Annotated in this window: 18 protein-coding genes; 8 read left to right on the top strand and 10 right to left on the bottom strand. The window is 64.9% G+C overall.

The window, feature by feature from the left end:
• Window positions 1–72: 72 nt before the first annotated feature.
• The 4 genes from pip to BAY61_RS33025 form a co-directional block, all read right to left on the bottom strand.
• Window positions 73–1044, bottom strand: a complete 972-nt coding sequence (pip, locus tag BAY61_RS20610; RefSeq protein WP_091809994.1) for a prolyl aminopeptidase — start codon at window positions 1042–1044, stop codon at window positions 73–75.
• Between the two features lie 1203 nt (window positions 1045–2247).
• A complete protein-coding gene (locus tag BAY61_RS20620; RefSeq protein WP_091809997.1) occupies window positions 2248–3090 on the bottom strand; it encodes a MerR family transcriptional regulator in 843 nt (280 codons plus the stop codon).
• Between the two features lie 184 nt (window positions 3091–3274).
• On the bottom strand, window positions 3275–3550 hold the full coding sequence (locus BAY61_RS20625; protein WP_091809999.1) for a hypothetical protein: 276 nt from the start codon (window positions 3548–3550) through the stop codon (window positions 3275–3277).
• Between the two features lie 81 nt (window positions 3551–3631).
• Window positions 3632–4342, bottom strand: coding sequence for a hypothetical protein (locus BAY61_RS33025; protein WP_143021458.1), 711 nt, complete (start codon window positions 4340–4342; stop codon window positions 3632–3634).
• Window positions 4343–4608: 266 nt separating this feature from the next.
• Here BAY61_RS33025 and BAY61_RS20640 point away from each other — a divergent pair, with 266 nt between their 5' ends.
• Together BAY61_RS20640 and BAY61_RS20645 are read left to right on the top strand one after the other, a co-directional pair.
• A complete protein-coding gene (locus BAY61_RS20640; RefSeq protein ID WP_091810003.1) occupies window positions 4609–5184 on the top strand; it encodes a hypothetical protein in 576 nt (191 codons plus the stop codon).
• Window positions 5185–5654: 470 nt separating this feature from the next.
• The gene (locus BAY61_RS20645) at window positions 5655–7259 is read left to right on the top strand and encodes a carboxylesterase/lipase family protein (protein WP_211323529.1); all 1605 of its coding nucleotides are present in this window, start codon (window positions 5655–5657) and stop codon (window positions 7257–7259) included.
• Here BAY61_RS20645 and BAY61_RS20650 read toward each other — a convergent pair.
• Window positions 7250–8398: a methyltransferase gene (locus BAY61_RS20650; RefSeq protein ID WP_091810006.1), complete on the bottom strand. Its 1149-nt coding sequence runs from the start codon at window positions 8396–8398 to the stop codon at window positions 7250–7252. The two genes, BAY61_RS20645 and BAY61_RS20650, sit on opposite strands and share 10 nt — an antisense overlap.
• A gap of 11 nt (window positions 8399–8409) precedes the next feature.
• Between BAY61_RS20650 and BAY61_RS33030 the strand changes: the two genes are divergently transcribed.
• Entirely contained in the window at window positions 8410–8559 is a 150-nt protein-coding gene (locus BAY61_RS33030) for a hypothetical protein (protein ID WP_170140148.1), read from the top strand.
• Here the strand turns inward: BAY61_RS33030 and BAY61_RS20655 are convergent.
• Both BAY61_RS20655 and BAY61_RS20660 read right to left on the bottom strand, forming a co-directional pair.
• Complete coding sequence (locus tag BAY61_RS20655; RefSeq protein WP_091810008.1) at window positions 8541–9935, bottom strand: DUF4389 domain-containing protein; 1395 nt, start codon at window positions 9933–9935, stop codon at window positions 8541–8543. The genes BAY61_RS33030 and BAY61_RS20655 overlap by 19 nt on opposite strands.
• Window positions 9936–10113: 178 nt before the next feature.
• On the bottom strand, window positions 10114–11355 hold the full coding sequence (locus BAY61_RS20660) for a hypothetical protein (RefSeq protein ID WP_091810010.1): 1242 nt from the start codon (window positions 11353–11355) through the stop codon (window positions 10114–10116).
• Window positions 11356–11411: 56 nt separating this feature from the next.
• Between BAY61_RS20660 and BAY61_RS33035 the strand changes: the two genes are divergently transcribed.
• From BAY61_RS33035 to BAY61_RS20675, 4 genes are all read left to right on the top strand, one after another.
• Window positions 11412–11549, top strand: a complete 138-nt coding sequence (locus tag BAY61_RS33035; protein WP_170140147.1) for a hypothetical protein — start codon at window positions 11412–11414, stop codon at window positions 11547–11549.
• Between the two features lie 372 nt (window positions 11550–11921).
• On the top strand, window positions 11922–12653 hold the full coding sequence (locus BAY61_RS20665) for an NUDIX hydrolase (RefSeq protein ID WP_091810012.1): 732 nt from the start codon (window positions 11922–11924) through the stop codon (window positions 12651–12653).
• A gap of 11 nt (window positions 12654–12664) precedes the next feature.
• A complete protein-coding gene (locus tag BAY61_RS20670) occupies window positions 12665–13801 on the top strand; it encodes a 5'-methylthioadenosine/S-adenosylhomocysteine nucleosidase family protein (protein WP_245865285.1) in 1137 nt (378 codons plus the stop codon).
• Window positions 13802–13881: 80 nt separating this feature from the next.
• Complete coding sequence (locus tag BAY61_RS20675) at window positions 13882–15780, top strand: hypothetical protein (protein ID WP_091810015.1); 1899 nt, start codon at window positions 13882–13884, stop codon at window positions 15778–15780.
• A 119-nt stretch (window positions 15781–15899) separates the two neighbouring features.
• Here BAY61_RS20675 and BAY61_RS20680 read toward each other — a convergent pair whose 3' ends face one another.
• Together BAY61_RS20680 and BAY61_RS20685 are read right to left on the bottom strand one after the other, a co-directional pair.
• Window positions 15900–16289 carry a hypothetical protein gene (locus tag BAY61_RS20680; RefSeq protein ID WP_091810017.1) on the bottom strand — a complete coding sequence of 130 codons (390 nt, stop codon included), beginning with the start codon at window positions 16287–16289 and terminating at the stop codon, window positions 15900–15902.
• 33 nt (window positions 16290–16322) lie between these two features.
• Window positions 16323–16949, bottom strand: a complete 627-nt coding sequence (locus BAY61_RS20685) for a M23 family metallopeptidase (protein WP_091810018.1) — start codon at window positions 16947–16949, stop codon at window positions 16323–16325.
• 200 nt (window positions 16950–17149) lie between these two features.
• On the opposite strand from BAY61_RS20685, the gene BAY61_RS20690 reads away from it, so the two are divergent.
• On the top strand, window positions 17150–18064 hold the full coding sequence (locus BAY61_RS20690; protein WP_091810256.1) for a saccharopine dehydrogenase NADP-binding domain-containing protein: 915 nt from the start codon (window positions 17150–17152) through the stop codon (window positions 18062–18064).
• 255 nt (window positions 18065–18319) lie between these two features.
• Here BAY61_RS20690 and BAY61_RS20695 read toward each other — a convergent pair whose 3' ends face one another.
• Window positions 18320–19081: a PIG-L deacetylase family protein gene (locus BAY61_RS20695; RefSeq protein ID WP_091810020.1), complete on the bottom strand. Its 762-nt coding sequence runs from the start codon at window positions 19079–19081 to the stop codon at window positions 18320–18322.
• Window positions 19082–19147 lie beyond the last annotated feature (66 nt).

Below are 19147 nucleotides of genomic sequence, written 5' to 3' on the forward strand. Positions count from 1 at the left end.
AGACCTCGCAGCACCAGCCCGTCGGATCTCAGGAGGTTGCCCTGAGCGTGAAGCAGCAATAGGGCCCGACAACTACTTGCGCTGATTTCCGGCGAAGCGGTCGGTGGCGGCGGTGATCGCCGCAGCCATGCTTCCGCCACGGTGCCCGGTGTCGTCGAGAACCACCAGCTCGCTTCCAGGCCAGGCGCGATGCAGCACCCAAGCGGTGTCGAGCGGGCCGCTGACGTCGTAGCGCCCGTGAATCAACACCGCGGGAATGCCGTGAAGCCGCTCGATGTCACGCAGGAGCTGCCCCTCATCCAGGAAACTGCCGTTGGACCAGTAGTGGGTCACGATACGAGCGAACGCCAGCTGAAACGCCGGATCGGCGACCGACAGATACGGTGCGGCGTCAGGGGCCAGCGACATGTGGGTGTCCTCCCACTCGCACCAGCCGCGTGCGGCCACGGCCCTGACTTTGGGGTCAGGATCGTGGAGGAGCCGACTGTAGGCGGCCGACAGGTCACCGTCACGCTCGCCGGAGGGCACGCCGTCGCGGAAGCGTTCCCACTCACGCGGGAAAACGCGGCCCATGTCCCTGGTGATCCAGTCGTGCCGCTCGCCGCTGGTTACAGCCGCGAGCACCAACTCGCTCACCCGCTCCGGGTGCGTCTGCGCGTAGGCCAGCGCGAGTGTCACTCCCCACGAGGCACCCCACACCAGCCACCGCTCGATCCCCAGGTGAACCCGCAAGGATTCCATGTCGTCGATGAGGTGCTGGGTCGTGTTGGCCGACAGGTCGACCACCGGATCGGCCGCCGACGGGATACTGCGCCCGGAATTGCGCTGGTCGAACAGGACCACGCGATAACGGTCCGGATCAAACAAACTCCGCATCCTCGCGGAACTTCCCGAACCGGGGCCACCATGCAGAGCGACAGCCGGCTTGCCGCCGGGATCTCCCGACACCTCCCAATACACCGAATGGCCGTCACCGACCTCCAGTAATCCCGATTCGTACGGCTCGACCGGCGGATAACCCCCGCCACCGGATCCACTTCCCATACCCGCATCATCGCGCGCCATACGCCACAAGCGACAGAGCTGAAGGCCGAAGTACTTGGTTCACTTTCGGGGGACGAGATGTTGCGAAGGCAAGTGAACGCACCGCAGCCTTCCGACACATCAAGCATACCGAGACCACGCAGTCGATCCCGACCACCGCGTCCGCGGAGAGGCTTCGATGCGAACTCATGCCCACCGCCATGCTTCCCTCGCGCTTGCGTAGACAACGAGTTCAGCAACCGTGGCCGACACATGGTCGCCACCGTGCGAAACGGGCCATCTCGTAAGGAGTCAGCGGCGGCCGACCGGCCTTGGTACGGCGGAAAAACAGCGACACGGTCGATCTCGCGAAGCAAGCGAGCCAGCGACGATCATCCTCAGCGGTCAGGCACCGACCCGCCCTGCGTTTGGGGAGGCGACCTGAACATGGGCCGCGCGAACCACTCCGCGGTGATCACCTTGGTTGACCGCGCCAGTCGCTACCCACGACTCGTGCACGTGGCCGACAGCCACAGCGCGGAACCAACGACCGCCGAAGAAACCACCGGCCACGCACGACACTCGGATGGCGAACCACCGCACGAAGACCTCGCTCCAGCGGCCGAACAGCTTGTTCGAGATGACGATCAGACTGGCTCGTTCGTAGCGGACGAGACGAGCTGGAAGTTCGACCTATGTGGACATCGGCATGGGTGGACCTGTGCAGAGACCGCGACTAGGGCGAAGGGGCATCAAGCGCGTCGGGGAGTTCGAGGACGAACGGGGTACCGTGGGCGGATGGCGTCCAGCCTTGGGCGCGTGCGGTTCGTACGGCGCGTGCAACGTCGGCTGGAAGAACTGGCTTTGACCGCAGGCCAAACCAGTTCCCAGGGTGGGGTTGGCTGGTCCGGACGACGAGTATCGTTCCAGAACCTGCTGTGGCCTCCACTGCGAACGTCAACGGCGTCCAGCCGTTGCCCTGGCTGTAGCTCGGCTTGTGACGTATACGCCACCGATAGCTGTCGCCGTCCACGACGATACGCCGAGACCCCTTTCTGACTAACGCCACCACCTGCTCCTTTGCCTGCCGCTGGTGTTGTGTCGGAGTGTCCAGCCTGACGTTGCCTTTGGCAAAACCTTTGTCGGGCCCGGCTCAACCGGCCGCGCCCCGCAAGCGATGTTCGAGCGCCAGTGCAAATTTCCGGTTCAGCCCGGAGCGGGAGATCAGTTGTCCGCGGCGTGGTCCTGGGCCAGGAGTTCCGCCGCGAGTTCCATGCAGCGGATTCGGGCGGGAGAGAAGCCGTAGGGCATCTTCGTGACCGCTTCGGAGAGGCTCATGCGCGCAGGCTCCTCGCCCTTCAGATCGGCGTCGTAGGTCTCGAAGAGCTTCTCCTCGTCGATGTCCAGCCCGTCTGCTTCGCTGGCCTTCTCCATAGCTTTGTTGTGGGCGTGCCGCTGTGCGGCGAGTTCTTCGACGCGGGGGTTATGGGGATCGACGCCGTCGTCGAGGGCGGCCTCGGCTGCGTCGAGCCGGTCGTCCTCGGCTCGCAGGTCGGGGTGGGTGGCTAGCACGATGAACACGCTTGCCTGAACAGCGGCGCCCAGCGGGCCGAAAAGTCGTTCCGTGACCAGCAAGGTGTCAAGGTCGGAGCGGCGCAGCGCGCCTGGGGGCAGGTGGCTGAGCCGGTCCGTCACCAGTTTGGAGAGCAGCCCTAGCGGGCTGCCCACTGCCCGCAGACGCTGGACGACGGCGCGCTGGCGTTTGATGCCGGCCTCCTTGGCAGCCAGGGTTTCCTCCAGCCGGCCCAGGCTCTCCTCGATGTTCCGGGTTTCGTCGAAGGCGGCCCGCATGTCGTCCAGGCTGATGCCGGCCTCTGCCATCCTGCGGATCCACAGCAAGCGGATCATGTCGTCGTAGCCGTAACGGCGACGGCCGTCCGCGCCCCGCTCGGGCTCCGGCAGCAAACCGATCTCGTGGTAGTGGCGAATCGCGCGCGGTGTCGTCCCGGCGAACGCGGCCGCATCACCGATCTTGACCTGGTAGGGAGACGTGAAGGAGAAGTGCATCGCGGAGGGAGCCTTTCGTGCCGTGGTGCCTCCACGACATCACATGCCGCTACGGCAGGTGCAACAGCACCTACTCAGGTGCCGGTGCATTGGTCCAGGACATGGTGGGCAGGTTGAGCACCGGCGGCGGGCGGTTGGTCATTCTCAAAATGAATCTTGTCTCCCTCGGCTTCGAGGTACCTGCTCACGTCTTGGCATAGTCCGCCACAAAGAACGAGTATTTTTTCTCATCAAGATCAAATTCTTTTGCCGAACCCCGATAGAATTTCTCCAGAACAACCTTGGCCTGCCGCGCCGACAACTCGTAACTACCGGGCCCTGACATGTCGATCCCAACCGCTTCACCAAGAGAAGCCCGCGACACATCGTCCAAGGAAACCCTCCAGTCGAGTAGCTCGTCCGACTCACGGAAGACTTCCAGGAACCAGACGACTCCATTCTTCGAACCGGAAACATTCACGGGTTCACCGTCCTCGTTGGGTCTTGCGGTTCACAATAGCGGGTTCGCTCTGTCGGATCGGTCAGCATTTCGACATGGGCTTCAAGGCCACACGACGGCCTTGACGACGAGTTCCGCGGAGCACGAATCATCATCGGTCCGCTCGGCTCGAATGACGAGCGACGAGGTGCCCCTGGGCACGTTCAGTTTTGGTTCCTGACTCCCAGAACCGGCTATGCCGTTGCCGAGAGCTTCGCCGTCGGCGAGAAGCTCCCACCGAACCTGCGCGCGGCTCGAGCAGCCATCAACGACGACGTCCAGTTCTGTCTGGCGTGCCTGCCTCATGGGGTTGGCCTGTGCCTTGATCCTCTGCCCCGACGAGCCAAGGGACCAGTGGTTGGTACATGTAATCGTAGTTGCCCAGTCGCGACCCCTTGTCACACATTCCTGCTGTGCGGCGTCGCCGACGGAGAATCGTATCTCGAAGGGTGAAGGAGGAAGAGAAGGAAGAAGTAAAGCCGCGCCGACTCCCGTTGCCGGTAGGGCAAATGCCAATCCCGCCACAATGAGCTTGCGGCGTGTCTTCTTGCGCAGGATTTCCTTCGCGGTCGCCCACTCGGATTCGTACGCATCCAGGATATCCGGCCTGTCCAGGGACAGCGCCAACGCGCGGACGAAGGGCCTCGCCATATCCAGCGTCGCCTTCATCCGAAAGCTATTCGATGCTTGCACGGCCATAGCGACAGCGACCAGCGTACCTATTATCGCCGCCACCCAGGACCCCAGTTCCACCCAGTTCGTCCAGTGCGACATGCTCTCCATCGCTCGGCAGTTGCAGGAAAGTACGAGTGAGCATAGCCGAAGGTTCCGGCGGCACAACGGTTCTATACCACCCGCGACAGGCTCGGTCGACCTGCTGGCGGGGTAATCGAGCCAGTGCCCAAACAAAGGCTCCCCGCCCACCGATCTGTACGAGGCTCCGTGCCATCGCCGAACTCCGGCTCCCCATCAGGTCTGGGCAGCGCCGTTTTCCGAGGACCGATAGCCTGTTCGGCCCTGGTCAGGCGAGAATCGGCCGCATGGCGAATCCGACCAGACGCACACATACGCCGGGCACGATCATCGCGACGATGCTGCTGGTGATCTGTGGGGCGCTCCTTGGAGCGTGGCTGGCGTCGCTGTATGACGTGTTCCGGGTCGGTGCACTGGACAACGCGCTGGCCAACCAGCTCGGGTACATCGGAGAAATCACCGACGCCAGCATCGACCCGCTCCCCCACGGCATCCCACGCGGCGGGCTGATCGTGATGCTCCTCGTCGGGCTGGTCGGTGGGCTCATCACCTACGCGGTGACCGCGGTCTCCCGTCGCTCCATCAACGATCCGGAAGCCGTCGCCTACGCATGTGGAGCGGTCGCCCTCGGCATCGGCGCCGGTTTCGGATGGCTCAGCACCGGCTGGCCGACGGTGGAACACGAGCCTGAGAACGGGTTCGCGGCGTTCATCGGCTTCGGCAACATCTGGGTCCCCGTCGTACTCGCCGGTATCGCCGCGCTGTGCCTGCTGGTGTGGTGGGTCCACCCGGAAACCGACGAAAAGCAGGACGAGACCACCACCCCGGGGGCACCGAACACTCATGCCGACGGCACAAGCTGAGCAGCGCGAGCAACCGGCTTCCCACGCGACGAGCCAACACGGCCGCGACCTTGAGGACACTCGGGTGCGCCCGCCTCACCTGTTGCTCCGCCGCCCACGAAGGGGGCGCGCCATGAGGTGGCTTGAGCAGAGGTTCAAGCTCCACAACGCCGATGACGAGACCGCAGACTGGATGGCGAGAGCGCGCACGCCCGAGACCGGGCCCGCATCCGCCACTGATCCAGGGTGGACACGATCGGCGTGTTCGTGGCGCTCGCCGGGTTACCGGCGGTGAGCTGTTCGCCGATCTCCCCGGGTGGTTCCGGCCTGGCCTGGCGCTGACGGCGAGTGCGGGTGCGGCGGTTTCAGACCGACGAAATTACTCCAGCGGGTTGACGAACGCCTCCAGCTCGCGGCGGTAGGGAAAGCCCTACCCAGACCGGATGGCTGGCAGGATTCCGTCGCGGCGGAGACCGCATGACCGTTGGCTCATGCGAAAATACCTCACCCCGAGCCGCCGGATGATCGTGGGGCTCGCCCTCGCCGGACTTCTGGCAACCACATCCATGCAAGTCGCAGCCGCGTCCCGCCAGGGCGGTGACCCGGCCGTCGTGTCGACCGACAACGGCCCGGTGCGCGGCACCGTCGCCGATGATCACCGCTCGTTCCAGGGAATCCCGTACGCCGCGCCGCCCACCGGTGAACGGCGCTGGCGCTCACCGCAGCCGGCCGCCAGGTGGTCCGGGGTACGCGATGCCACCGAACCGGGCAGCTCCTGCCCGCAGAACCAGGGCTTCCTCCCCGATGATCGCGGCAGCATCGACGAGGACTGCCTTTTCCTCAACGTCACCACGCCCCCGCGACCGGCAGGCCCGCGACCGGTCATGGTGTTCATGCACGGCGATGGCTTCGCCAATGGATCGAGCCGTCCTTATGGTGCTCGCCCGCTCGCGATCGGCGGCGACGTGGTCGTGGTGACCGTGAACTACCGGATCAACGTGTTCGGCTTCCTTGCGCATCCGGACCTTCCCGGCTCAGGCAACTTCGGCATCGAGGACCAGCAGGCCGCCCTGCGCTGGGTGCAGCGCAACGTGGCCGCGTTCGGCGGGGATTCTCGCAACGTCACGGTGTTCGGTGAGTCGGCGGGTGCCACCAGCACCTGTGCTCACTTGCTTTCGCCGGGATCAGCCGGTCTGTTCCACCGCGCGATCATCCAAAGTGGAGCTTGCACGATGCGCAGGACCTACCTCAACGACTGGGGTTTCCAACCCAGCCACGACGCCGAGCGGCGCGGCCGGGCGCTGGCCGAACAGCACGGATGCACCGACGCGGCCACGCTGGCCACGTGCCTTCGCGGCAAGACGGTGGCACAACTGCTGGACATGCCCGACGGGGGCTTCGGATTCGGGCCGGTGCACGGCGACAACTCGGTGCTGCCCCGCGACCCGGAGCAGGCGCTGAAGTCCGGCCGGTTCAACCAGGTTCCTGTCATGCACGGCACCACTCGCGACGAACACCGCACGTTCACCGCCGGACTCGAACTGATGCTCGGCCGGGTGCTCCAACCGGGCGATTATCCCAAGGAAATCCACGCCAACTTCGGTACCGACGCACATCGTGTACTGGCTGAGTACCCGCTCGGCGGGCAGAACCCGAGCATCGCCCTTTCGAAGGTTGCCACCGACTCCAGCTGGGGTTGTCAGGCCCTGTTCACCGATCGGCTGTTCGCGCGGTATGTACCGACGTACGCCTTCGAGTTCGCCGACCGGAACGCGCCGTGGTTCGCAGGCGTCGACCGGCCGAGCTTCCCGACCGGAGCCTTCCATGGCGGCGAATTGCAGTACCTGTTCGACGGCGCTTACGGCACCGGCGCACTGACGGCCGACCAGCGACGACTGTCGGATCGGATGGTGCGGTACTGGTCCGGATTCGCCCGCAACGGCCACCCCAACAACCCCGGCATGCCGTGGTGGCCCAGGTTCCACCGCACCAGCGAGCCTGTCCTTTCCTTGAACACCGGGGCCGGCGGGATTCGGCCGGTCGATTTCGACCGCGAGCACCGCTGCCAATTCTGGCGCGAGGTCGGTCAGGATTGACCGGAGCTGCCCCCTTGAGCCAGTCGCCATAGGACCGTTCGTTCGCGCGACCTGGCAGCGTGGAGCGGATCAGTGCTGTCGGTGCTGCGTGAGTGGCGAGGGGACGTTTCGTGTCTGCCCGCGACTACGAGACCGGCGTCGCCGATGCGTGCGAGAAGCTCGTCACGGGTCCGGAGACCGAGGTGTTCGGCGAGGTCCGACAGGATCAGCCAGCCTTCGCCCCTCGGCGTCAGATGCTGTGGAAGTTCGCTGAGAAAGCGGTTCAGCACATCGGAGGCGGGGTCGTAGATCCCGAGTTCCAAGGGAGACGTCGGGTGTCCGGGCAGCCAGGGCGGATTGCACACGATCAGGTCGGCACGCTGTTGACTGCCAGGCCAGAGGTCGGCCTCGGCAACTCGGCCCCGGTCGGAAAACCCAAGTCGCCGCATGTTCTCGCGGGCACACCGCACCGCACGAGGATTGATGTCGGTCGCCACTACTTCGCGGGCACCGCGCTTTGCCAGGATGGCGGCGAGCACGCCGGTTCCGGTGCCGATGTCGAACACGACGGGATGATCGACGCCCTGCGGGAAGGCGACGCCCGCGACAAGATCGACGTACTCGTCGCGGGTGGGAGCGAAGACGCCGTACGAGGGGTGGATCCGGGCGCCCAGTGCGGCGATGTCGATCCCTTTACGATGCCACTCGTGGGCTCCGATGACGCCGACAAGTTCGGGCAGCGAGACAAGCGAGACTCGATCGTCGGCCGGTTGCCCGAAGGCGTGCTCGCACGCTGCCGTCACGTCCGGTGCTCGGGGCAGTCGAATCGAGTAATCGTGCTCCAGAGCGATCAGGACTTTCCCCAGTAGCGCCGCTCGCTCCGAGCGGGCCTGCCTGTGGGCGCGAAAGACTTCGGCGGGTTCGGATTCTTGCGATACTCGTTGAGGGAGGCGACGGGACATGGCATTCATGAGCTGCCGTGCGTTGGGAAAGTCACCCCGCCAGAGCAGGCCCGAGCCTGACCGGGCGAGCCGCAGGGCAGCGGATGCGGCAAGCCGATCGTCGACGACGACGATGCCAGGTGGCACTGGAGCGCCGTTTCCCGCACGCCAGAGCGCGGTTCTTCGGGTTCCGTTTTCGGTCCAGTTCACCGTAGTCATGTGATGCTCCCGTGAAGGTCGAAGGTGTCACCAGCAGGCTGGACGATGCCACGGTCCGAAACAGGGGCGGCGCCCGCATCACGGTGTTCGGGCGCCCGCCGCGCGCCCTCGGGCTTTCACCGTTCGTACGCCGCCAGCCAGGTCACGGCTTCGTCGGCTGATTTCGCGAGTCGTCGGCACCCTCGCGGCCCGCCAGGTGCGCGGCCCTGCCGATCAGCATGGCACCCGCGCCGAGGAACACGACTCCCAGCGCGAGCGCCCCCGCCGCGATCCACGGTAGCGCGGGAATGGTCGCACCCGCCTCCGCGTCCACACTCACCCCTCTGGCGAGATCGGCGTTGAGCACGACGACCGTCCGCTCTCCCCCGGCAGGCCGAATCGTCACCGTCCGTGTTCCTGGACCACTGGATTGGACCACCCAGATTCCGGCCTGTTCGGGTCTTTCCGATGGCGCTCCTCCATTGTGGACGATAGGGGCCGAGTCGCCGGTGAGGTTCCGCACCGTGGAGTATCCGGTACCCGCGAGATAGCGGGCCGCGTCGCCGGGCGCGGCGATACCCAGAAACACCGGCTCGGCGGGATCCGTCGCGGTCACCCGTATGCGCACGTCTCCGAGTCCTGCTCCGAGCCATCCGGCTGGATTGTCGCCGAACGCGACGCGTTCGGCCGTCAGCGCGTAACCGGGCGCACTGAACGTCCCCGACGCGGAAAGATAGCCCGCCGGGTCGCGTTGAGCCCTGTCCGCCCACAGCGCGACGCCTCCGCCGGTCAACAATCCCATCGATGTCAACACCAGCAGGGCACCCACCACGACCGCGGCGATTCTTCCCCCGGTCCACCGCGCTGCCGGTGCGGGCTCCGGGACGGTGTCCGGCGACTCGGCCTCACCGCCCATCTCCAGCCGGAAGGGCGGATACTCGTCGGTCATCAGCGCCGCGTACGCTCCGACCCGCACGACCCAGCGGTCGAGCCCGAGCACGAAGTCGTACAACGGCTTCGGATACCTCCCCTTCACCAGCAGTACGACTCCGGCGACGAGCACCAGAATTCCGATGAGGCCCCCACCCGCCCAGGTGGAGTCGTTGGTTTGGCGCCATCCCAGCAACCACAGGCCGCCACCGGCGAACAGGCCGACGATGAGGAAATGCGGAATCGCCAGCAGCCACTTCACCAGTACAAGCCCACGCGAAAGCCGCGCCGGGTAGTCCACCGTGAGCCGTGCGGGGTACCAGGGGACATCGGCGATCGTGAACGGCGGATACCGATCGGTTCCCAGCGCGGCGTAGGCGTAATAGTGAACGCGCCACGACCACCTCATTATCCCTACGTTGAACTCGAAAAGCCCGCGGAGATAACGGCCGGTGAGCAGAATGGCGACGAACGCGACAACGGTGAGCAGACAGAAAACCGGCCACAACACCGCGAGCACCAGGTAGTGCGGGAGCACGAGCAACCATTTCACCAACCACAACCACCGGGACAGGTCGGCGTCCAACGACGCCTCGACGGTCACGGGATAGCGATGCGGAGTCGTCACGGTCGGGCCTCCTCACGGCGTCACCTCACCGCACGACACTGCGACCATCCCGCGCCCGATGACAGGAACGAAAGTCCCTACCCTGCCAAGGCTTCCGGCCCCAGGTATTCACACCACTCCGCGTCGCGGGGACAAGAGGCAGGGTGCCCACGCCCGAAGCACGACGGTGCCGTTGTGCTCAGCAGGCCAAGTCGCGGCGTTCGTAGGCCACCGCCCCCAGCGTGACAAGAATCGCCGCTGTCACCGAGAACACGGTGAGTGCGGTCCAGTCGGCCGGTGCCTGTGGTACCGGTGTCAGGTAGGTGAACGGGGACAACGCGGCCAGCCACCCGGGCAACCCCAGACTGGGCGCGGCGGCGGCGAGGACGAAACCGCCGACCGTCGGCACGGCACCGATGAGGCTTACCAGGCGCGGCAGACCGCCAAGGGCGAGCGTCGCGGCGGCCAGGGAAAGAACAGAAACCGGAGCAACGTTGAGTGCGCCCGCGACGGTCTCCGGCAGCGGCAAGTGCTCTCCGGCGATGAAAGTGCCGCACCACATGGCCGCGGCCGCGGTGCTCAGCATCAGTACGATCCCCGACGCGCCGACCACGACCTCAGCCAGCACAAGCCGTCGCCGGGTCAGCGGCAACGCGAACAAGTGCACGGCACGCCCCGTGAATTCAGCGGTCGCGACGGCTTTCATCCGGCTGACGGCGTAGAAGCCGGCCACGACCGCGAGCACGCTGAAGATCACGGCAGCGAACCCGGAAATCGTGTCAAGGCCGGAGAAACCGGCATCGGCGGCCAGCGCCGCGAACCGCGGCTGCGCCGCCAGGAAATCGATGACCGATCCCGACACTCCTCCCAGGAACATCGCAAAGGAGCTCACCGCGAAGGTCCACATCAGACAGGGCCGCACGGAACGGAACACGGCGAAAGCCATCGCCGATCCGAGCAACCAGCGGCGCGGCGCCCTGCGTGACCGGTGTCGGCGCAAGAGACCGGCGCCGAGATCTCGCCGGTCGGCGACGAACGCGGCCAGCGCCACCAGAGTCAACACGGCCGGGACACCGGCGGCAAGTGGCAGCACCGTGTTCGCCGCGAAGGGCGCCGAGTTGGTGACGAGGCCGAACGGCGTGAGCCACCGCAACCACTCCAGGCCCGCGCCGGCGTCGCCGGCTACGCGTAACACCAAGGCGATCCCGAGCACCACCGCGGCGAACTCCCTTGCCGCGGTGGTGCTCGGCGCCAGCTGGGCGGTGAGCAGGCCAAGTGCCGTGAAGGTCAGTCCGATCAGTGCCAGCCCCGCCCCGTGCACGAGCGATCCCGTGAAAGTCGCGCCCGCGAGCACGAGACCGAGCACGGTCATACCACCGATGCCCACCGCCGCGCCCGCGAGCACGACGGTGTAGCGGACGACGACGTCGCTACGGTGCACACATCCGGCAAGCAGTAACGACCACCGTCCCTTCCCGACGAAGTCGGGAAGGGACGGTGGTCGAGCACATCGGGGACTACCCGCGCGACGACCTTTCCTTCGCGGCCTTGCTCATTCTCACCGTGCTCGCCGTCGCGGCGGCAACCGCCGCCATCACCCGGTTCGGACGGCGAGACCTGACGACGACAACGTGACCCGGCGGGCCGCCCGAACCGACTGCAGGACTGTCCACACGCGAACACCACGAGACCGCGCGGCGTCGACGCCGCGCGGTCTCGTGGTGCACAAATAGCGACGAATAGTCCACAATGCACCCGATGACGCGTACTGTCGCATCGCGATAAAATCCGCAAGCCAGCTCCCTGCCCGGGCAGCTCAACGATCTGTCGGCGCCACGAGATCGCGCATCTCAAAGTCGGTGGCTTCCACTGCACTGTCGGTGCAGGACTCAGAACGATCACGACCAGGGCGGCCACCGCCCCGAACACCAACCTCACCGTCCAGTCGCTCCGGAACGCAGCCCCCTCAACCTTTACGTCTCCTCGACAATAAGCTACGGTGCGAGTATGCCGACTCACTCCTGGTCGCCACCTCCGGTTCTGCTGGCGGTGGATCTGGTCATCCTGACCCTGCGCGGCGGCGAACTCCATGTGTTGCTGGTGGAGCGGGGCATCGAACCATTCGCGGGACATCAGGCTCTGCCTGGCGGATTTCTGAACAACGCGAGCGAAGACATCGTGGCCGCGGCACACCGGGAGCTATACGAAGAAGCCGGCCTGGATGCAGGACGACTCTATCTGGAGCAGCTCGGCGCCTACGGTGCGCCAGGGCGCGATCCTCGCGGCCGCGTTGTATCGGTGGCCTATCTGGCGATCGCACCCGGCTTGCCAGAGCCGGAGCCTGGGACCGACGCTGCCGATGCCGATTGGGCGCCAGTCGCCGCCGTGATGTGCGGCGATCTCTCGGTCGCCTTCGATCATAGACAAATCGTGGCCGACGGACTGGAACGTGCGCGCGACAAGCTGGAGCGTTTCCCGTTGGCGACGGCATTCTGCCCCGAGCGGTTCACAATCACGGACCTGCAACAAGTATACGAGGCGGTATGGGGAACCCGATTGGATGCGCGCAACTTCGCTCGCAAAGTCCACGCGCTGCCCGGTTTCATCGTCGCTGAACCATCGACTCGTCGGATGACGAGGGGTCGCCCGGCGCAGTTGTTTCGTGCTGGACCGAACACGGTTCTGTCACCTCCGTTGGCCAGGCCCGCGGGATCGATGACCCATGAGGGGGATGTGTGAGCCGAGGTACGGTGGTCGTTCTCACCGCGTTGGACTCCGAATATGTCGCGGTCCGCCGTCGGTTGTCGGAACTGCGGGTACACCGTCATGAACGTGGTACACGATTCGAAATCGGAACCCTAGCTGAGATTTCTGGCCGGATCGTGCTGGCGCAAGTTGGTAAAGGCAATCAAGCAACAGCAGTCTTGACAGAGCGAGCGATTCAGCGATTCGATCCGGCAGCAGTGCTGTTCGTCGGAGTGGCCGGAGCATTGTGGGACTCCACTCAGCTCGGTGACATCGTCGTGGCGACCCACGTGTACGCCTACCACGGCGGGACCAGCGAGGATGACGGACTCAAGGCTCGACCTCGCGCGTGGGAAGCTCCACACGGACTCAGCCAGCTGGCCACGCACCTCAGTCGCACCGGCTGCTGGGCAAAGAACCTGCCAACGGACAGACCAGCACCGCGCGTGCACTTCGGCCCCATCGCGGCAGGGGAAGTCGTGCAGAACTCCCGCCTCTCAGCCGAAGCCGCATGGATACGCCAGCACTACAACGACGCGATCGCCATCGAAATGGAAGCAGCCGGCCTGGCTCAAGCCGGACACCTCAATAACGCACCGGTCGCCGTCGTGCGCGGCATCAGCGACTTCGCCGACGGCGGCAAGACATCCGAAGCCGACGCACGCTGGCAACCTCACGCGGTCGACAACGCGGCCGCCTTCGCCCTGCACCTCGCTCAGGAATTAATCACCGAACGGGAGCAGCCCACGATGAACGATCCCGAACCCTCACTACCCCGCGGCAGCACGCACAACACCGGGACCGGGCAAGTCGGTATCCAAGCCAACCAAGTCTTCGGCAGCACTGTCTATTTCGGAGGAGGCCCGCCGTCGATCACGCCTGCAGATCTGAGCAGCGAGTTGCGTGAGCTCCGCAGCAGCGTGGACCGTAGCCACGCCAACGGCACGCTCGACGACCCCACATACAAGGACGCGCGAACTCAACTGGATACAGCCACGTCTGCACTTGAATCCACCAGCACACCGGAGGGAGCAAGCACATTCGTACTCGCCCTCAAACGCTTGCGCGGACTGACCTCCGATATCGGTGAGATCGTCACCAAGATCGCCGCGATCATCGCGGCTGTGAACGGGCTATCGTGACTACCCCCGGCGACACACCATGGAAAGAACTAGATCCATCGCCCACTACTAACACGGCTGAATCCGGCTCGGTAGTCGGTATGCAAGCCGAACAAATACACAACTCAACCGTCAATATAAACGCTGCCACTCCTCCCGAGGTCAAGTTCGGTTACGCTCGGCAGCTCCTCCATGAGGGCAACGCCTACCTAGCGCGCGAACTCATCCGTGACGTGTTGAAGGCCGGTTTCACCACAGGCATCGTGCAGTTTCACTGGGTTCTCGCCACGCTCAGCACACGATCCTTGCGCGACCTCGAACCACATGAGCAACGCGACCTCAACCGTCTCCTGGCCAACCAGAACACGACCGGCGACGACTGGGCGCGCGCGCTCCAAGCTATCCAAGCTCTGCTGGAGGTACAAAGGAAGCCCGGATATGACCCCTCCCCCGCGATGGCCAAGCTTGACGCGCTCGACGAGCGACTCCAGGCACAGATCAGAAAGCACCTGCAAGTCGTACTCACCGGCGCGGTGAAGGAGGAGATCTGGACTCGCATGCGCGCAGACGCGGAGCGCGAACAGTTCGCGAACAACCGCGAAAATCGCGTCTGGGCTTATTTTTACCCCCAACCCGCGGCAGCTCGTGTGAGAACACCAGATGAACCAGACGTCACTACTCGCGACCGCCTCCATGCCATCGCTATGTCGAGCTTGGCCGTCCTGGCAGTGACCTACCTCGGCTGGCTGGTACTGGAACAGCCAGCACTCTTGGCGGCTTTCGTCGCCACCATCGCTGCCGGATATGTCGCCGTAGCCAACGGCCTGGAATGGTGCCGCCGCGTCCGGCTCTGCAACCTCCGAGATCGCGACTATCACACTCAACGCGGCGTGAAATGGTTGCCCGATAAAGGGTTCGCCAGCGAAATCGACTCGGCATTCGAATACTACGCACACAAATACACGCACGGCGACTCCCATCAAGAACAGTGGCTCGCCTCCACGCGAGGAATCCGCACTATGCGGCGCAACGAAATTGTCGAGCTATACCGGGAAGAGCGCATCTCCGCCGAACAAGTCAAATGGCTTATCAGATACATCGTCGGCGACCTTCGCGACCGATGGAAGCGCGGCGCCCTCATGGAACATCGCGAACGCTACCGCGTTGCGCGCTTCACCAAGATATGGTTCGCAGCCGCGGTCACCGTATTTCTTGGCACGGGGGGCGTGGTTATCACCGCTGCCGCCCACATACAGCCCGTCTTCGCCGCATTCGCTGCCGTGATCACCGTGGTCAGCGGATCCTTCGCGCTGAAACAGTGGCTGCACATCACCTGCGAACACTTGCGCTTCGCCGAAGATACAGAAGAGTTCGCCCGGGTGAAGGCCGAGCGAATCGCTGCTCATGACCGGTGGAGAAACAAGCTCAAGAAGGCACGCCCTGCCGAGAAGGAAATGGAGACCTGGCTCAACGCCGACACCACCTTGCTCCTCGATGAGACTCTTCGCCACTACTCTCTGAGCTGGAACGACATCATCACCTACTCCTACCTGCGCACTCCGAAAACCGGCAGCAAACGATCGAGGAGACACAGAGGCCCCTCGCGCGCATCACAATATGACGTCCGGATCTGGCTCATCACCGTCGATGGCGTCCGTGAAGTCCACAGCGACCTCAACTTCGAGAAAGCCAGCTTCATGGGGCGCAGCCGCACCAACTTCCGGTTCGATACAGTTTCCTCCGTCGGTGTCAAAACTCCCGACCAACTCAGCTACACCCTCGAACTGACCCTCAACAACGGCCCCGCACGACCGATCACCATCACCGACACCGGACAGCAACACCACCGCCCCGACGAGAATCCCACCGAACTCAGCAGAACCAATCTCGCCGCAACCGGGTTCACACATACCCTTCGCGTACTCGAAGGCATCGCCGCCGAAGGAAAAGGGTGGATCTCACGCCACGCCAATACCACCGGCGACCGCGCCACACTCTGACAACAGGTTCGTTGTCCCTCTTAGCGGCACACGGCTTTCCTCGCTCCGCCAGGTGCGGGCCTGCCTCGGGGCATACAGCCGAACTGGCCCGCACCGGCCTCGCCGGTGCGGGCCCTCGGTCAACCGGCGAACGGGCGCACGAAGCCCGCGATCCGTGAGGTGACGACCGCCGTCCCGTCGTCGATCATGCCGCGCATACCCGCCAGCACCCGCTCGTCCGGCGAGCCATGAACCTGGAAATCCACCACCGTGCAGTGCGCGGAGACGTTGTCGATCTGGGCTTCGGACACCCGCCAGTGTTCGAGAACCGCGGCCGAATCCGGGTACATCTGGTAGCTGTAGGCCAGCATTCGGTCGGCATCCACAAACGTCTGCACCATGACCTGTGGCGCGTTGCGTTCCACGAAGTCGACGGCGTCGCGGACAGCCGCGGTGAATTCCTCCAGGTGGCCCTCGGTGATGCGCATGGTGTTGCGGAACAGGATCATCTCGTCTGCTTGCAGGCTCATGGTGCGATTCTGATATCTCCACCATGGTGGAGGTCAATGGGCATGGCTTTCGCGGACGACGATCTCGCCATTGCGCGGTAGCGATCCGTTGAACGTCAAGCGCACGGCGTCGGCATGCTCGACGTCGCGGCTGTCGACCGCTTGCACGTGAAGGTGCGGCTCGGTGCTGTTGCCGGAATTCCCGCAGCGGCCGACCACGTCGGCGATTCGCACTCGTTGCCCCGGTCGAACCTCGGCGGTGCCGCGTTGAAGGTGACACAGGGCGACCACGATGCCGTCGCTCTCGATCAGCACGTGGTTACCGGCGAGCGCTGTCCAGCCGGCCTCGGCTCGGCGGCGCTGGGTCAGCGCGTATCCGATCGAGGGCAGGCCGCGATACGCCGGATGGTCGGCTTCGCTGTCGTGCACGGCCACGACAATCCCCTCGACAGGCGACGAAACCGGCCACCCGAAGCCGGGGAACTTCTCGGGTGCTTCCGGCCGGAGAAGGGAGCCGAGCGTCACCGGCGCCGTGCGTCCGGTGTCGCCGACGGGCACGAAGTCGATCGCGTAGGACGTGGCGAACAGGGTCGTACCGTGACTGGGCACCCGGTCGGCGGGGCTGTTCCGGACCAGCCAGCTGCCGGAGAACGGGTACTCCATGTCGATGGACGCAGCCATGTGGATCCCTCCCGGCAGTCGGCAGACGCACGGGCAGCCGTTCGTTGCCCGGACTCGCATTCTCCCATCGCGCGTGATCGGAATACGGCACAACGCGGCCTTCCGGCTTCTTGCGACTCCGACTCATGCGTGCCATTATGAACACCTGTTCACGAACAGATGTTCATAATTAATGGAGAGTGACCGAGAAGGGGTCCGGCGTGAGACGGGTGGTGATTCTGGGCGGCTACGGGGCGGTGGGCCGCGAAGTGGTCGCCGGGTTGCTCGGCCATGTTCCGGACGTCGTCGTCGCGGGCCGCGATCTTGCCAAGGCAGGCACGGTGGCCGGAGCGACCCCACTCCGGCTCGACCTGCGGGACGACGACCTGTCCCTGCTCGACGCCGACGCTGTCGTCATGTGCGCCGATCAGGAGAACGTCCGCGGCGCGCGCGCCTGCCTCGCTCGCGGTGTCCACTACGTCGACGTGTCAGCCGACCACAAGGTGCTCACGGGAATCGGGGAGCTTCACAATCTTGCCGTCGAGCACGAGGCGACAGCTGTACTGAGTGTCGGTCTCGTGCCTGGCGTCACGAACCTCTTGGCGCGCTCCCTGAATGGCGATGACACGGACATCGGAGTGCTGTTGGGCCTCGGCGAACACCATGGCCCCTCAGCGGTGCGATGGACCCTCGACGCGCTCGGCGATGTCGGGGAATCCTGGCGCATGCGGTTTCCGGCTCCCTACGGAGAGCGTGTCGTTCACGGTTTCCCTTTCTCCGACCAGTTCACGTTGCCCGGCAAGGTACGTACGGGCCTGTGCCTTGATTCGCGTGCCATGAGCGCGTTTCTCCCCCGCATCGGGAAGTTCCGGCACGCCAAGCCGCTGAGCTGGCTGCTGCGCAATGTCCACTTCGGTCGTGACGGGTTCGCGGTTGCCGCCGCTTCCAACGGAAAAGTCATGGCGTTCAGCGGTCGGCGGCAAAGCCGGGCGACCGGTTTGGTCGCGGCGATGGTCGTCCGCCGACTTGCCGGAATGTCTCCCGGCGTTCAGCACATCGAAAACGCCGTCGGCACCGACTTCCTCCCGGAACTGGCCGACCACGGATTCAACCTCGACGAATACCAAACCCGGTGATGGCCGCGTCGGCTAATCATTCCACCGCTTCGCGATCACTCGTCTTTGTCAACCTTCTTCGCGACCACATTCCAATCAGAAACACACATTGCGCCGGAAACAGGACGTAAATAAAGTTGACCTCGAATATGAAAGCAGCCAAGGGAGTCAAAAACATCCTGATCGTCCCCACGACCATGAGGGCGATACAGAAACCACCGAGAAAACCTGTTTCGTTCACCGGTCCACTCCCAGCGCCGTTACCGATCGGTCGGGTCAGTCCTGCGTTGTTTCGGAGTTGAACTCGGGCGGTGCCTGCAAATCACGGGCGCGAAACAGGACGGCGTGCTCGACGCCCATGGCTTTGCCGCTCATCGCGGTGAACATCGGGATGAAGTCAGCGGGAGCGGGATGCTCCGGCAGCGCGGCCAGGTACGCGGCGTGCGCCTCAAGCGAGGCGACGCCGCGGCGCAGCGGTTCACCCGTGACGTCGACGCCGTGGGTCGCACCGGAACCGGCGAGCCCGGGAACGAGGAACCAGCGCACCGAGTGCGGTTCGAGTCCTTCGTCATCGACCTGTTCAGGGAAAACCCACCGGTTGTCCGCGTCGCGCAGCGCATCGAGCGTCGCCAGCCCGGCCGCACGGTGATCGGCCTGTTCGAAACCGTGTGGCGTGTCGATATCGGTCCCACCGCCGAGCACGACATCGGGCTTGAACCGGCGGATCTCCCTGCAAATGTCCCGTCTCAGGTCGAGGCTGTAGACGAGCACACCATCGGGATGTTCGAGCACGGTCAGGTCCTCGACCCCGACGGCGGCACAGGCGGCGCGCTGCTCGGCGACGCGCAGACGCGCCGTTTCCTCGGGAGGATTCGGCATACCGGCCTCACCACGGGTGAGCAGGAGATAGCCAACCCGAATGCCGCGCGCGGTCCAGCGGGCGACGGCCGCGGACGTGCCGTACTCCATGTCGTCTGGGTGCGCCACGACGCAGAGCACGCGCTGGAAAGACTCCTCGGGAAGAGCAGACAGTGGCATAACGACCATCCTTCCGCCTTTCAGGTCCGAAGCTCACACCTCTGACCTGCCGATTGCCGCAGCCGA

This window comes from Prauserella marina (assembly GCF_002240355.1).
GTDB classification, from domain to species: domain Bacteria; phylum Actinomycetota; class Actinomycetes; order Mycobacteriales; family Pseudonocardiaceae; genus Prauserella_A; species Prauserella_A marina.